This is a genomic window from Melittangium boletus DSM 14713 (genome assembly GCF_002305855.1).
In the GTDB taxonomy this organism is placed as follows: domain Bacteria; phylum Myxococcota; class Myxococcia; order Myxococcales; family Myxococcaceae; genus Cystobacter; species Cystobacter boletus.
The window spans coordinates 4,582,178-4,596,362 of record NZ_CP022163.1 but is presented as its reverse complement, the minus strand read 5'-3'; the positions used below and the strand labels follow the sequence as shown (position 1 = coordinate 4,596,362).

The window sequence follows — 14,185 nt, the reverse complement described above, 5'->3', positions numbered from 1 at the left end:
TTTTCCTCCCCATGTCCGACCTGCCCCCCAGTGCCCGCGCCACGAGGCCCCTGGCCCCGGGGGCCTCCTCGTCAGGCGCCGCCCCCGCGTATCTGCTCGTGCTGGAAGGAGAATCGTCCGCGCGCTTCGCCCTGCCCGGCTCGGGCGTCGTCCTGATCGGCCGGGACGCGGAGGCGGATCTCCGGCTGCGCGATGACAGCGTGTCGCGCCGCCATGCCCGGTTGGTGCTCAACGGCGGCGAGGTGCGCATCGTCGACCTGGGCAGCCACAACGGCACGCTCGTCAATGGACAGCGCGTGGAGGGCGCCCGCCCCCTGGTGTCCGGAGATGTGGTGACCCTGGGCACCGTGGCCCTGGTGCTGCGCACCGCCGCCCGCCTGCCTCCCGCCCGGCGGTTGCTGGAGGCCGAATCCCTCCTGGAGCGGCTGGGGCTCGAGGTGCAGCGGGCCCTGCGCTACGGCCGGCCCCTGACGGTGCTCTCGCTGGTATTGCCCTCCCAGGGCGCGCGCCGGGACGACGTGGAAGCGGCGTGCGCGGCGGAGCTGGGCTCGGCCGAGGCGGCGGGCTGGCTGGACGCCAACCACCTCGTGATGCTGCTGCCCGAGGTCTCCGGAGAGCCTGGTGAGGAATCCCTCGGCGAACACGTGGAGGCCCTGGCCGCCGCCTGCCCTGGAGCGCGGTTGGGCTGGGCCGTGTGTCCCTCGGATGGGTGCGACGCCGACACGCTGGTGGCCGCCGCGCGGGGCGCCGCCCAGGACGCCCTGCCCGGCCAACCCGCCTCCGCCGCCAGCAGCGCCACCCGCCTGACGCTCGGCGAGCGCACCGTGCTCGTCGCGGATCCCGCCATGGTGCAACTCTATGCCCTGGTGCGGCGGCTGGCCCCGAGCGAGCTGCCGGTGCTCGTCTCCGGGGAGACGGGCGTGGGCAAGGAGAACACCGCCTTCGCCGTGCACCATTGGTCCCGCCGCGCCTCGGGCCCCTTCGTCACCGTCAACTGCGCGGCCCTCCCCGAGGGGCTGGTGGAGAGCGAGTTGTTCGGCCACGACAAGGGCGCCTTCACGGGCGCCGCTTCCGCCAAGGCCGGCATCTTCGAGAGCGCCCAGGGCGGCACCGTCTTCCTCGACGAGGTGGGCGAGCTGCCCCTGGCCGTGCAGGCGCGCTTCCTGCGCGCGCTCGAGTCGCGCCGCATCACCCGCGTGGGCGAGGTGCGCGAGCGGCCCATCGACGTGCGGCTCGTGGCCGCCACGCACCGGGACCTGGAGGCCGAGGTCGCCGCGGGCCGCTTCCGCCAGGACCTGTACTTCCGGCTCGGCGCCGCCACCGTCCTCCTGCCCCCCTTGCGCGAGCGGCCCCGGGAAGTGCCCCTGCTCGCGCGCACCTTCCTGGACCGGGCGTGCGAGGCCCTGGGGCGTGAGCCGCTCGTGATGGCGCCGGACACGCTGGCCACCCTGGCCCGCTACACCTGGCCCGGCAACGTGCGCGAGCTGCGCAACCTCATGGACTACGCCGCCGCCGCCGTGATGGGCAACGTGCTCGAGGCGCACCACCTGCCCGAGCGCGTTCGCGGAGGCGAGCCCTCGCCGTCACCCGCGCCGCACCCGGAGCTCCCGCGCCCCGCCGCGCCATTGCTTCCGGGCACGCCCACCTTCCAGCCCCTCGCCGAGGAGATTCGCGAGCTGGAGCGTCGGCGCATGCGGGAAGCGCTCGAGGCGGCCGAGGGTGTCCAGACGCGCGCCGCGGCCCTCATCGGCATGCCCATCCGCACCTTCACCTTCAAGATGAGGCAGCTCGGGCTCCAGACCCGCGCCCCCCGCCGGGGAAGCTCCACCCCATGAGCCGGGCCGGGGGCGAGCCCCCGCGCGAATTCGAGGAGTACCGGCTCCTGCGGCCCCTGGGCCAGGGCGCCATGGGACAGGTGTACCTGGCGCACGACACGCTGCTCGAGCGGCTCGTCGCGGTGAAGTTCATCACCCCCGGGGGCGTGAGCGAGGAGACGGCGCGGGCGCGCTTCTTCCAGGAGGCACGCGCCATCGCCCGGCTGCAACACCCCAACGTCGTGGCCATCCACCGCGTGGGCGAGGTGCGCCGGCGGCCCTACCTCGTGTCGGAGTTCATCCGGGGCCAACCCCTGGACACCCTGCCCCGGCCCGTGGAGGGGCGGCATGTGCTGCGCATCGCCGTGGGCCTCGCGCGCGGGCTGGCCGCCGCCCATCGCCGCGGCATCCTCCACCGCGACATCAAGCCCGCCAACGCCGTGCTCTCCGAGGAAGGCGAGGTGAAGCTGCTCGACTTCGGACTGGCCGAGCTCGCCGAGCGCGTCCCGCCCGAGCCGGGCTCCAGCGCCCCCGCGCCGTCTCCGGCCTCCGCTCCCGAGCGCGAAACACGGCCCGTCGCCTCGCCCAGGGAAACCCGGCCGCTGCCCTCTCCGGGCACCGCGCCCACCGCGCTCGCCCTCGCGCCCCCCGAGCCCCGGGCCTCGCCTCCTTTAGAAGGAGAGGCCACCGCGGGCACACCGCTCTACCTCGCCCCCGAGCTGTGGCGGGGCGAGCCCGCCAGCCGCGCGAGCGACATCTACGCCCTGGGCATCCTGCTGTACGAGCTGTGCACGGGCCGAGCGCCCCATGAGGACGTGCCGCTCGCCCAGCTGGCCCGCGCCGTGTGCGAGGAGCCGCCCCGTCCCCTCGCGGAAGTGGCACCCGCCCTGCCCCCGGGACTGGCGGCGGTGGTGGACCGGTGCCTCGCGGCGGACCCCGCGCGGCGCTACGACTCGGGAGACGCGCTGCGCGAGGCCCTGGAAGCCCTGGCCGCTCCCACCCGCCCGAGCGCCCTGCCCTCCGGCAATCCCTACCGGGGCCTGCTCGCCTTCGATGCCGGCCACCGCGGCGTCTTCTTCGGCCGCGAGGCGGAAGCGCGAGCCGTGGTGGATCGACTGCGCGCCAGCCCCTTCGTCCTCGTCGCGGGAGACTCGGGCGTGGGCAAGAGCTCGCTGTGCCGCGCGGGCGTGCTGCCCGCCGTGGAGGAATCCGGCCTGGGAGACGGAGCGAAGCGCTGGCACGTGGCGCCCTGGGTGCCCGGACGCCAGCCGCTGGTGGCGATCGCCGAGGCGCTCGCGCCCGTGCTGGGAGGAGACGGAGCCTCCCTCGCGGCCCAGCTGTCGGAGCCCGGCGGGGAACCGGGCGCGCTGGCCCAGGCGCTGCGGCGGCGTCCACCCGACGCGCCCCCGGTGCTCCTCTTCGTGGATCAACTGGAAGAGCTCGTCACGCTCTCGCCTCCCGAGGACGCGGCGCGGCTCGTGGGCGAGCTGGTCCTCCTGGTGCGCCGGGTACCGGGCGTGCGGGTGCTGGGCACGGCGCGCAGTGACTGCCTCACCCGGTTGATGACGCTGCCCGGACTGGACGAGGAACTGCCACGCGCGCTGCACCTGCTGCCCGCGATGTCCCTGGCGGGCTTGCGCGAGGCCATCGTCGGCCCGGCGCGGGCGCTCGGGGTGCGCTTCGAGTCCAGCGCCGTGGTGGAGTCCCTGGTGGCGGCCACCGCGCGCACGGAAGGCGGCCTGCCCCTGCTCCAGTTCGCCCTCGCCGAGCTGTGGGAGGCCCGGGACCGCGAGCACGGCATCATCCCCGCGGCGGCGCTGGAGGCCATGGGCGGCGTGGAGGGCGCGCTGGCCCGGCACGCGGATGGGGTGGTGGCGCGGCTGCGGCCCGAGCAGCGGCCCCGGGCGCGCGAGCTGCTGCTCTCGCTCGTCACGCCCGAGGGCACCCGCGCGCGTCGCACCGCCGCCGAGCTGCACGTCGGCCCCGGAGATACCTGGAGCCACGAGGTGCTGGAGGGGCTGGTGCGCGGACGGCTGCTGCTCGCCGGAGAGACGGAGGGCGGCGAGGGCCACTACGAGCTCGCCCACGAGAGCCTGCTGCTGGGCTGGCCCACGTTGAGGGGGTGGCTCGGCCAGGGCGAGCAGCGCCGCGCGGTGCGCCACCGGTTGGAGCGTGCCGCCACCGAGTGGGAGCGGCTGGGCCGGCCCGCGGAGCTGCTGTACGGCGACAAGCTGCTGTCGGAGGTGGCCGCGGCGGAGCTGGAGCCCGTGGGCCCCCGGGAGGAGGAACTGCTCGCCCATTCACGGCGCGCGGCACGGGGCCGGAGGCTGCGGCGCTGGGCCTTGGCGGCGAGCGTGCCCGTGACGCTGCTCGCGGGCGTGGGCGCGGTGCGCTGGCAGGTGCGCGCGGGCCTGGACGCCACGGTGGCGGCGCGGCTGGGCGAGGCGCGGGGCGAGTGGGACGGGGCACGGAGGCTCGCGGAGGAGAGCGGGCGGCTGCGCCAGGAAGCCCTCGCGCGCTTCGACACGCCCGGGGAGCGCGAGTCCGCCGAGTCCACCTGGGCCCGGGCGCTGGAAGTGGGGCGGGCGGCGGACGCGGCCTATGCGAGCGCCACCAGCGCGCTGGAGGCCACGGGCGGGCTCGCCCCGGGCCATGAAGAGGTGCGCGAGCGCCTGGCGGATCTCCTCGCCGAGCGCGTGGCCCTGGCCGAGCGCGAGGGCCACGCGGAGCAGCGCGCGGAGTTGCTGGGGCGGCTGGCCGCCTATGACGTCACGGGCGAGCGGAGGAAGCGGTGGACACAGCCCGCGCGGCTGACGGTGCGCACCCGGCCGGAGGGCGCCCGGATGTGGCTGAGTGCCCCCGGACCGGACGCCGAGCCCGAGCATGAATGGGGTGCCTCACCCGGAGAGGCGAGGTTGTCCGCGGGCTCGCACCTGCTGCGGCTGGAAGCACCGGGGCGGGCCGAGGTCCGCGTGCCCGTGTGGCTGCGCGCGGGCGAGGCGCTGGCGCTGGACGTGGCGCTGCCCCGGGCCGGAGCCGTTCCCGGGGGCTTCATCCATATCCCCCCTGGACGCTTCCTCCAGGGCAGTGGAGAGGAGGCGCTGCGGCGCACCTTCTTCAACGCCTCGCCCCTGCACGAGGCCCACACCGGCGCCTTCCTCATCGCCCGGCACGAGGTGACGTTCGCGGACTGGATGGCCTGGCTCGACGCGCTGCCTCCGGCCGAGCGCGCGGCGCGGCTGCCCGGCACCCGGGGGGCGCGCGGGGGCGTGGTGCTGGAGAAGGTGGGAGGCCGCTGGCGCCTCACCCTGCGTCCCGCCTCGCGCGAGTACGTGGCCTGGGAGGGCGAGCCCCTGCGCTACGGCCAGCGCGAGCGCCGCGCGATGCAGGACTGGCGCCGCGTCCCCATCTCCGCCATCTCCTTCGAGGACGCGGAGGCCTACGCGGACTGGCTCGCCCGGACGGGCCGCGTCCCCGGCGCTCGGCTGTGCACCGAGGCCGAGTGGGAGCGGGCCGCCCGGGGCGCGGATGGGCGCCGTTTCCCCTCGGGCGACACGCTGGCGCCGGACGACGCCAACATCGACGTGACGTATGGCCGCGAGCCGCTCGGCTTCGGACCGGACGAGGTGGGCAGCCACCCGCGCTCGCGCAGCCCCTTCGGGGTGGACGACATGGCCGGCAACGTCTGGGAGTGGGTGCGCTCCGCCGAGGACCCGCGCCAACCCGTCATCCGGGGCGGAAGCTGGTTCCAGGCGGAGATTGGCAGCCAGAGCGCCAACCGCGAGGCCATGGAGCGCACCCTGCGCGAGCCCCTGGTCGGCCTGCGCCTGTGCGCCACGCCCCAAGAGGACGGGTAGGACGGCAAGGTTTGCCGGAGTCGGCAAGCGTTGCCCACCACCCTTGCCGGAAGGGGCCCGGAAAGACCCCCCGTCCCAGGCGGAGGCAGTGGCACGGCGGTTGAAATGGACGCACCCGTCCACCGGAGAGAGACCCATGCCCCCCTTGTCGACCCGTCTTCTGTTCCCCTTCTGTCTTGGCGCCAGCCTGGGCCTGTTCGCGGCCTGTCAGGGTGAACCCCCCGCGCTCCAGGAGACGTCGGCCTGGACCACCCGCTCCTTCGCCCAGGACGAGGAGGGCTGGCCCACCCAGGGCCGGCTGCTGCACGGCTCGGAGCTGGAGAGCGTCTCCTTCCTGAAGGCGGCCTTCGAGGACACCGGTGAACTCATCCAGGACCTGCGCTTGGAAAAGGGAGAGCTCGTCGGCGAGGTCACCTACCGCGACGACAGCGGCAGCCCCGTGTTGTCCACCTGCGCGGTCACTCCCACCACGGGCGTCAACCGCAACTGCGGCTTCTCCTGGAAGGGCGTGGGCTCGTGCACGCCCCAGAGCTCCGTGCACCTGGGCGCGGGGGGCTGCGGGCTCGGCACCTGCTCTGGAAACGCCGTGTTGCGCGTCTGCCCGGGTACCCAACCGTGTGTCTCCGCGAATGCGATCGCCTCGGGGGACAACGGCTGCAACGGCAGCCTCTGCCCGGATGTCACCTTCACGTGCCCCGCCTCGGGCACGTACACGGTGCTCGCGGGAGCCTGGATGGCCGGCCAGCCCTGGAGCGCCCGCGTCGAGGCTTCCAGCGGCAAGTTCCCCGCGCGCCGGGTGCTGCGCGGCGCGGAGTTGATCGGCGCCCGGCTCTTCGGCACCTCCGTGAAGAACCCGCAACACGACGACATGACCGTCGTCATCGAGGACGTCCTCAACGCGAACCAGGTGGTGGACGAGGGCCGCTCTCCCCCCACGTGGTGGGATGGCAGCGGCAACACCTTCCTCTACAAGATGAAGATGAAGCGCCAGGACGAGTGGGTGACGTGCTCGAACGTGAATGGAGGACCGAACTCGGACTGGATGGTGCCGGTGTCGGGCGTCTATGACGAGGACACGGGCGCCCGAGACACCTCGGATCCCACGCGCTTCACCCTCGGGTGCCACCACGACGTCATCGCCAAGTGCTACCGCTGGGGCTACCAGCCCTGGAAGGACGGCCTCAACCCCGGCGGCACCGGCAACATGGGCGACGCCCACGCCGTCTGCACGCGCATGGCCCGCGCGGACTATTGCGGCAACGGCGGCACGCAGACCCAGGAAGGCACCCACATCACGTTCTGGGACCACCAGGTGAACCCCACCGTCTTCACCCGGCCCGACGCCGACGACATCCTCCCCCAGGAGATCTTCGAGGCGGGATGGAACAGGTCGGGCGCCGTGTGCTTGAGCCATGCGCGCTGGAAGACCCTGCCACCGCCTCCCATCGGCTGCCCCCTCATCGCCCCGTCCTTGCTCCCCGATGGAAGCATCGCGGGGGATTGCAAGCCCGGAGAGAAGTGGCACAACGACGTGCTCTGCCCCACGGTCTGCAACACCCCCGAGGAGGCCTTGAATTACGAGCCCTCCACCAGCCCCATCCGGCTGTTCAACCACTCGGCGATCCATGGCGCCGACGGCGGAACGCCCTCCGACGGTGGAGTGCCCACGCCCTGATGACCGCCCGGAGACCGGACGAGCACCACCGGTCCCCTCCTCCAGCGCCCGGGGAGTTAGACTCCCCACTCCCCCGGCGCAGGAGGCCCCATGGCGGAGACGACGCGTGACACCCAGACCCCGGAGTCCGGCGACTCCTCCCCTCGGACCCCCGCCGCCCTCCGCCCGAGCGCCCAGCCGCCCACCCTCGCCGAACCCTTGCGCGTGGGCGCCCCAGCGAGCGTCGCGGGCGGCGTGACGGCGGTGGTGAAGGCGATGCAGCACGCCTGGGACGAGATGGGCGTCATGCGCGGCGCCCAGACGCTGCTCAAGGTGAACCAGGCGCACGGCTTCGACTGCCCCGGCTGCGCGTGGCCGGACCCGGCCCACCGCTCGGCCTTCGAGTTCTGCGAGAACGGCGCGAAGGCGGTGGCGGAGGAGGCCACCACGGCCCGGGTGACGCCCGACTTCTTCCAGAAGTGGAGCCTCGTGGACCTGGCGGCCCAGACGGACCACTGGCTGGGCAAGCAGGGGCGGCTCACGCACCCCATGGTGCTGCGCGAGGGCGCCTCGCACTACGAGCCCGTGTCCTGGGACGAGGCCTTCGCGCTCGTGGCGAGCGAGCTGCACGCGCTCGGCGCCCCGGACGAGGCGGCCTTCTACACCTCGGGGAGGACGAGCAACGAGGCGGCGTTCCTCTACCAACTGCTCGTGCGGCGCTTCGGCACCAACAACCTGCCGGACTGCTCGAACATGTGCCACGAGTCGAGCGGCACGGCGCTCACGGAGACGGTGGGCATCGGCAAGGGCACGGTGACGCTGGAGGACTTCGAGAAGGCCCGGCTCATCGTCGTCATCGGGCAGAACCCGGGCACCAACCACCCGCGCATGCTCACGGCGCTCGAGGCCGCCAAGCGCCAGGGCTGCCGCATCGTCAGCATCAACCCGCTGCCCGAGGCGGGCCTGCAACGCTTCAAGCATCCCCAGGCCGTCCGGGGGGTGCTGGGCGGGGGCACGCCGCTCTCGGACGCCTTCCTCCAGGTGCGCATCAACGGGGACGTGGCGCTGCTGCAGGGCCTGGGCAAGGCGCTGCTCGAGCGCGAGGCGCGGGCGCCGGGCACGGTGGTGGCGCGCGACTTCGTGGAGTCGGAGACGCTGGGCTTCGAGGCCTGGGCGGCGCACCTGGCGGGCGTGTCCTGGGACGACGTGGTGGAGCAGAGCGGCATCCCGCGCGAGCGGCTGGAGACCGTGGCCGGGTGGATGGCGGAGACGGACCAAATCATCTGGTGCTGGGCCATGGGGCTCACGCAGCACAAGAACGCCGTGGGCAACATCCAGGAGGTGGTCAACCTGACGCTCCTGCGCGGCGCCATCGGCAAGCCGGGGGCGGGGCTGTGCCCGGTGCGCGGCCACAGCAACGTGCAGGGCGACCGGACCATGGGCATCAACGAGCGGCCCCGTCCGGCCTTCCTGAAGTCACTGGGCGCGGAGTTCGGCTTCACCCCGCCCGAGCACCACGGCCTGGACGTGGTGGCCACCATCGAGGCCATGCGCGCGGAGCGGGTGAAGGTCTTCTTCGCGCTGGGCGGCAACTTCCTGTCGGCGACGCCGGACACGGAAGCCACGGCCGAGGCCCTGCGCCGCACGCGGCTGACGGTGCACGTGTCCACCAAGCTCAACCGGGCGCACCTGGTCACCGGGCGGCGGGCGCTCATCCTGCCGTGCCTGGGCCGCACCGAGCGCGACACCCAGGCCTCGGGGCCGCAATTCGTCACGGTGGAGAACTCCATGGGGGTGGTGCACACCTCGCGAGGGACGCTGCCACCCGCCTCGGAGCACCTGCTCAGCGAGCCCGCGCTCGTGGCGAGGCTCGCGCGGGCGGTGCTCGGCCCGAAGGACACCGTGCCCTGGGAGGAGCTGGCGGCGGACTACGGCCGGGTGCGCGAGCGCATCGCGCGGGTGATTCCCGGCTTCGAGGACTTCAACCGGCGGGTGCTGGAGCCGGGAGGCTTCTCGCTGCCGAACGGGCCTCGCGAGGGCCGCTTCACCACCACGAGCGGCAAGGCCCACTTCACGGTGCACCCGATGCCCCGGTGGGAGCTCGAGCCGGGCCAGCTCCTGATGATGACGATCCGCACGCATGACCAGTACAACACGACGGTGTACGGGCTGGATGACCGCTACCGGGGCATCAAGGCCGGGCGGCGGGTGGTGATGCTCAACGCCGAGGACATGAAGGAGCTGGGCGTCACGGCGGGCCAGCCGGTGGACCTGACGAGCCACTTCGAGGGCGAGCGGCGCGTGGCCCGGAAGTTCGTGGTGGTGCCCTACGACATTCCCCGGCGGTGCGCGGCCACCTACTTCCCCGAGGCCAACGTGCTGGTGCCGCTCCACAGCATCGCGGACAAGAGCCGCACCCCCACGTCCAAATCGGTCGTCATCACCCTCGTGCCGTCCGTGGACCTACCCGCCCTGGAGGCGTCGCGATGAACACCGTGAAGACCCTGGCCACCGCCGCCCTGCTCATAATGACCGGCTGCGCCACGACACCCGCGAAGCCGCCGCCCTCGCCGCCCGTGACGGCCCCCACGGGCTTCATCAACAAGGTCTGGAAGGTGGAGGCCTCGCCCACCATCCAGAAGGGACAGCTCTACGTGTTCCTCTCAGAGGGGACGCTGGTCATCGCCTCGACAACGGGCACCCCGGCCCTGGGCACCTGGCGCTACCAGCAGGGGGCCCTCACCATGGTGGAGGAGTCCCAGTCCTACCCGGTGGACATCCTGGAGCTGACGGCGACCACCTTCAGACTCCGGATGCACAACCCGGGGGAGCCCGTGGTGATGACGCTCGTCCCGGCGGACGGAGCCCCGTGAGGGTCGAGAAGATGGCTCACGGCGCGGGCGTGAAGCGCACGTCCACCCAGTAGTTGGTGTCCTTGTACGAGTTCGTCGGGAAGCCTCCGCCCGTGGCGTAGACATAGACGCCGTTGCCACCCACGCTCGCGGGCGCGGTGAGGTTGCCACTGACGAGCGCGCTCGCGAAGCCATCCACGTCCCGCGCGAACTGCCCGTTGGACGAGTAGTAGGAGACCACGTAGGTGGTGCCCGCTGTGATGGGGACGGGCGAGGACAAGGTGCCTTCCTGCCATCCGGGAATGCGCCCGTCGCGAACCGGGACCTGGGCCAGCAGCGTGCCCGACAGGGTCCACAGGCGCGCCACGTAGCCGCTGGCATTGCCGGTGCCCCGGTAGAAGCGCAGCGCGTTGATGGTGCCGGCGACATTGCTACGGAACCGGACGCCCACCTCGACGGCCTTCGTGTCCGCCTGGACGGCGGTGCCCGGCACCCGATCTCCCAGCAGGGTCTGGCTCCACGGCAGGATGAGCGTGGCCACCACGGGGCGATGATCCGACTGGGACGACGCCCCGGGCACGCTGGCGGAGACGGGCGAGGTCCACGCGGAGCCGAGCATCAGGTAGTCGATGCGCCGAGTGGGAAAGCCCGCGGAGCTGGTATAGCCGCGCCCGAGCCGCCCCGCTTCCAGGCGTCGGTGAACTGCTGCATCAGGCTGGAGATGCTGGACTCGGAAGGCGTGGCGTTGAAGTCACCGCCGAGCAGGGCCCAGGGCTTGCCCGCGAGCGCCGCCTTGACGTCCGCGGCCTGGTTGAGCCGCTCGGCGGCGTCGGTGGTGCCGAAGTGGGTAACGCCCACGGGCAAGAGGTGCTGGGCATCCAGCTCCACCGTGTAGAGCGCGAGGACACGCTGCTCGGCGGCCGAGCGCAGGGGGATGCGCTGCGAGGAGCGGATGGGGTAGCGCGACAGGAGCGCCAGGCCGTACTGGCCCGAGTCGTAGCTGGTCAGCGAGGGGACGAACACGGCCTGCATGCCGGTGAGCAGGCCGAGCCGCGCGGCCTGGTCCACCTTGCCCGAGCGCGTGGTGAGGACATCCACCTCCTGGAGCGCGACGAGGTCCGGCGCCTGAGCGTTGATGACGCCCGCGATGGCCTCGAGGCTGCTCAGCTCGCCGTGCTTGATGTTGTACGTCATGAACCGCAGCCCTCCTCCGGGAGTGAGGGCCTGAGCGGCTTCTCTCGGGGTGGCGTCCGGTTCGGAGGCGGACTCGGGCGGAGCGCAGCGAGTGAGGAGGGCGGCGAGGAAGAGGACGAGGACAGCGTGAACACGGGAACGCATGACGCACTCCAGGAGGGAGAATCGCGGGGCTCCGCGATTCTCGTGATTCCCCGACGTCTTGTTGCCTCCCTCCGCCTCGGCTCACAGCACCCGGAGCACGATGCCGGTGATGTTGTCCGTGCCGCCCCGGTCATAGGCGCGGGTGACGAGCCGCTCGGCCATCTCCCGCGCCGAGCCGCCCTGGGCCAGCAGTTCCACCATCAAATCCGGCGGCACGGGCTCGTACAGCCCATCGCTGCACAAGAGGAGCACGTCACCGGGGCGCACGGACACGCGGCCACAGTCCACGTCCACGCTGTCCTCCATGCCCACCGCGCCCGTGAGCGAGTTGCGGTGGCGCAGGGCGAAGGGCGTCTTCGTGTCCAGCCCCGCCGCCTCCATCTCCGCGAGCACGGTGTGATCCTTGGTGAGCCGCTGCACCGCCCCGTCCCTCACCAGGAAGGTGCGGCTGTCACCGAGGTTGCACACCACCGCCTCGTCCTGTTCGAACAGCACCGCGGTGAGGGTGGACGCCATCATGTGCAGCTTGCCCTTCTGCTGGGCCCGCACCTCATGGTGGGCGAGCTGCACGGCCTCGCGCAACAACCGCTCGGGGCCCGCGGCCGCCGGTTCCGATTCGGCGCTCGGCACCGGCGCGGAGGGCGCCGTCCGCTCGTCGGAGGACAGGAAGTCCGTCACCGTGCGCAGCACGAGCTGACTGGCCACCTCGCCTCCCTCGTGCCCCCCCAAGCCATCCGCGACCGCGAAGAAGCCGAGCTCCGGCTTCTCGCAGAAGGAGTCCTCGTTGTTCGAACGGCGGCCAATGTGGGTGGCCGCTCCGCTGTCGATTCGTGACCTGGCAGGCATGGAAGCCCTTTTTAGGGCGCGAGGCTGACGCGGCTCAAGGCGCCGGTGCCACGGTGGGCTTCGAGTCGGGAGGCGCGGGGGGCTTCACGCTCGCGGGAGGGGCATCCGCGGGCTTGACCTCGGGAGGAGAATCAGGGGCGGCCACCCGGCGGCCCGTGTCCTGGGCGATCCGCCGGTACCAGGAGTCCGGATACTTGGGGTGCTGCACCTTGCCCTGCTCGTCGCGCACGTTGCCGTCGATGTATTTGACGAGCAGCTGCTCCCCGAGCTTGCGCCACCGGGCGTGGACCTTGTCTCCCTGCTGGGAGGAGTAGTCGGTGAGGTAGGCGCGGGCCTGCTCCGGCGAGCTCTTGTACAGCTCCAGCGCGGCCTTCTCGATGTCGGGCTGGTCCGCGAGGAACTGCCCCTCCAGCTCGCCCTGGGCGCGCTGCACGTCGACGATCATGTCGCTCCAGCGCGCGTAGGCCTGGTTGGACACCCAGTTGAACACCCAGAAGGACGAGTCCCAGGAGAACTGGCCCCGGCTGGCCACGCCCTGCGCGAAGTGCTGGGGCGCGCGGCGGATGCCCGCGTACATGGGGGTGTAGACGGTGGTGAAGGTGTCATCCACGCCGAACCACAGCACGCCGCCCACGGGCGCCGGCAGCCACGAGCGCATCTGGGCCACGAAGGAGAAGCCCGTCTGCTGGGTGGAGATGGCGCGCTCGTGCAGGTAGTTCTTGCCGTCCACGCTCCAGGTCATCGGGCGCCAGCGGTAGGGCACCGCGTAGGGGCCCGCGCCCACGTCCTTCGTCATGTCGAGCGGGGTGCCCTCGAAGTGGTCACGCATGAGGCCCATCACGTCCTGCACGGCGAGCTTCTTGTCCGGCTTCACCCACAGGGGCAGGCGCTTCTGGGGCGCCGAGCCATCCGCGTACTCCACGCCCAGCCCGAGCGACGGCGCCGCGCGGCGGAAGATGCTCCACACGCGCCCCTCGGCGAAGCGCGTGCCCTCGAAGTCGAGCGGGTGGTAGGTGTCCGCGAAGCTGAAGTCCTTGTCCGCGCCCTTGAACCAGCCCTTCTCGCGCGCGAAGGAGATGACGTCCTTCGAGTACAGCGTGCTGTCGGACTCGTTGAGGGGGAACTGGCGGATGCGCGACTGGTTGGCGTGCGCGGCCAGGTAGCCCTCGGGCAGCTTCCGGGCGACCCACACCGCGCCCTTCTGGCCCGTGCCCTTGCCAATCATCTCCAGGATCCACGCCTCCTTCGGGTCCGCGATGGAGAAGGACTCACCCGTGGAGGCGTAGCCGTGCTCGGCCACGAGGCTCGTCATGACCTGGATGGCCTCGCGGGCCGTCTTCGCGCGCTCCAGGGCGAGCTGCATGAGCGAGCCGTAGTCGATGATGCCCGCGGGCCCCTCCAGCTCCTTGCGGCCGGTGAAGGTGGACTCGCTCACGGAGAGCTGGTGCTCGTTCATGTTGCCCACCACGGAGTACGTGACGGGGGCATCCGGGATGCGGCCGAGGAACTTGCCCGTGTCCCACTCGATGATGTCGCGCTGGGCGCCGGGGGCGTTGCGGCGCGCCGGGGTGTGCGTCAGGTCCCCATACAGCTCGTGCGAGTCGGCGGAGTAGGTGATGAGGGTGGAGCCATCCGCGGAGGCCCCCTTGCTCACCAGGAGGCTGGTACACGCGAGCGCCGAGGGCGCCACCAGTCCCGCCGAGACGGCCAGGGCCGGCAGGAACTTCGAGAAGGGCTGGATCATGCGGGGATGGTACCAAGGGCGCTCCGGAATGCACCCGCTCCGGAGCGTCCCCCGGCGGCGGCTCCCCCGGCGGCGGAGCG

At 72.5% G+C, this 14,185-nt stretch carries 9 protein-coding genes; 5 read left to right on the top strand and 4 right to left on the bottom strand.

The genetic code is table 11. The features are described 5' to 3' along the window. Positions 1-11 precede the first annotated feature (11 nt). From MEBOL_RS19375 to MEBOL_RS19355, 5 genes are all read left to right on the top strand, one after another. Positions 12-1,835 carry a sigma 54-interacting transcriptional regulator gene (locus MEBOL_RS19375; protein ID WP_179956430.1) on the top strand — a complete coding sequence of 608 codons (1,824 nt, stop codon included), beginning with the start codon at positions 12-14 and terminating at the stop codon, positions 1,833-1,835. Further along, the gene (locus MEBOL_RS19370; protein WP_095978834.1) at positions 1,832-5,671 is read left to right on the top strand and encodes an nSTAND1 domain-containing NTPase; all 3,840 of its coding nucleotides are present in this window, start codon (positions 1,832-1,834) and stop codon (positions 5,669-5,671) included. Before MEBOL_RS19375 ends, MEBOL_RS19370 begins: the two co-directional genes overlap by 4 nt. A 136-nt stretch (positions 5,672-5,807) precedes the next feature. Beyond that, entirely contained in the window at positions 5,808-7,346 is a 1,539-nt protein-coding gene (locus tag MEBOL_RS19365; RefSeq protein ID WP_095978833.1) for an ADYC domain-containing protein, read from the top strand. Between the two features lie 90 nt (positions 7,347-7,436). After that, entirely contained in the window at positions 7,437-9,815 is a 2,379-nt protein-coding gene (locus tag MEBOL_RS19360; protein WP_095978832.1) for an FdhF/YdeP family oxidoreductase, read from the top strand. Next, positions 9,812-10,198 carry a hypothetical protein gene (locus MEBOL_RS19355; RefSeq protein ID WP_095978831.1) on the top strand — a complete coding sequence of 129 codons (387 nt, stop codon included), beginning with the start codon at positions 9,812-9,814 and terminating at the stop codon, positions 10,196-10,198. The genes MEBOL_RS19360 and MEBOL_RS19355 overlap by 4 nt, the downstream gene beginning before the upstream one ends. Positions 10,199-10,214: 16 nt before the next feature. Here MEBOL_RS19355 and MEBOL_RS42990 read toward each other — a convergent pair whose 3' ends face one another. From MEBOL_RS42990 to MEBOL_RS19340, 4 genes are all read right to left on the bottom strand, one after another. Further along, positions 10,215-10,796 carry a DUF4082 domain-containing protein gene (locus tag MEBOL_RS42990; RefSeq protein WP_245919911.1) on the bottom strand — a complete coding sequence of 194 codons (582 nt, stop codon included), beginning with the start codon at positions 10,794-10,796 and terminating at the stop codon, positions 10,215-10,217. Next, positions 10,796-11,515 carry an endonuclease/exonuclease/phosphatase family protein gene (locus tag MEBOL_RS42985; protein ID WP_245919909.1) on the bottom strand — a complete coding sequence of 240 codons (720 nt, stop codon included), beginning with the start codon at positions 11,513-11,515 and terminating at the stop codon, positions 10,796-10,798. Before MEBOL_RS42985 ends, MEBOL_RS42990 begins: the two co-directional genes overlap by 1 nt. A gap of 81 nt (positions 11,516-11,596) precedes the next feature. Beyond that, positions 11,597-12,361, bottom strand: coding sequence for a PP2C family protein-serine/threonine phosphatase (locus MEBOL_RS19345; protein WP_095978830.1), 765 nt, complete (start codon positions 12,359-12,361; stop codon positions 11,597-11,599). A 34-nt stretch (positions 12,362-12,395) separates the two neighbouring features. Then, the gene (locus MEBOL_RS19340) at positions 12,396-14,105 is read right to left on the bottom strand and encodes a dipeptidase (protein ID WP_095978829.1); all 1,710 of its coding nucleotides are present in this window, start codon (positions 14,103-14,105) and stop codon (positions 12,396-12,398) included. Between the last annotated feature and the right edge of the window lie 80 nt (positions 14,106-14,185).

Coding starts and splice junctions, on each gene's coding strand:
- MEBOL_RS42990 (WP_245919911.1), bottom strand. CDS start 10,796: ATGCTCGGCTCCGCGTGGACCTCGCCCGTCTCCGCCAGCGTGCCCGGG.
- MEBOL_RS19370 (WP_095978834.1), top strand. CDS start 1,832: ATGAGCCGGGCCGGGGGCGAGCCCCCGCGCGAATTCGAGGAGTACCGG.
- MEBOL_RS19355 (WP_095978831.1), top strand. CDS start 9,812: ATGAACACCGTGAAGACCCTGGCCACCGCCGCCCTGCTCATAATGACC.
- MEBOL_RS19360 (WP_095978832.1), top strand. CDS start 7,437: ATGGCGGAGACGACGCGTGACACCCAGACCCCGGAGTCCGGCGACTCC.
- MEBOL_RS19365 (WP_095978833.1), top strand. CDS start 5,808: ATGCCCCCCTTGTCGACCCGTCTTCTGTTCCCCTTCTGTCTTGGCGCC.
- MEBOL_RS19375 (WP_179956430.1), top strand. CDS start 12: ATGTCCGACCTGCCCCCCAGTGCCCGCGCCACGAGGCCCCTGGCCCCG.
- MEBOL_RS42985 (WP_245919909.1), bottom strand. CDS start 11,515: ATGCGTTCCCGTGTTCACGCTGTCCTCGTCCTCTTCCTCGCCGCCCTC.
- MEBOL_RS19345 (WP_095978830.1), bottom strand. CDS start 12,361: ATGCCTGCCAGGTCACGAATCGACAGCGGAGCGGCCACCCACATTGGC.
- MEBOL_RS19340 (WP_095978829.1), bottom strand. CDS start 14,105: ATGATCCAGCCCTTCTCGAAGTTCCTGCCGGCCCTGGCCGTCTCGGCG.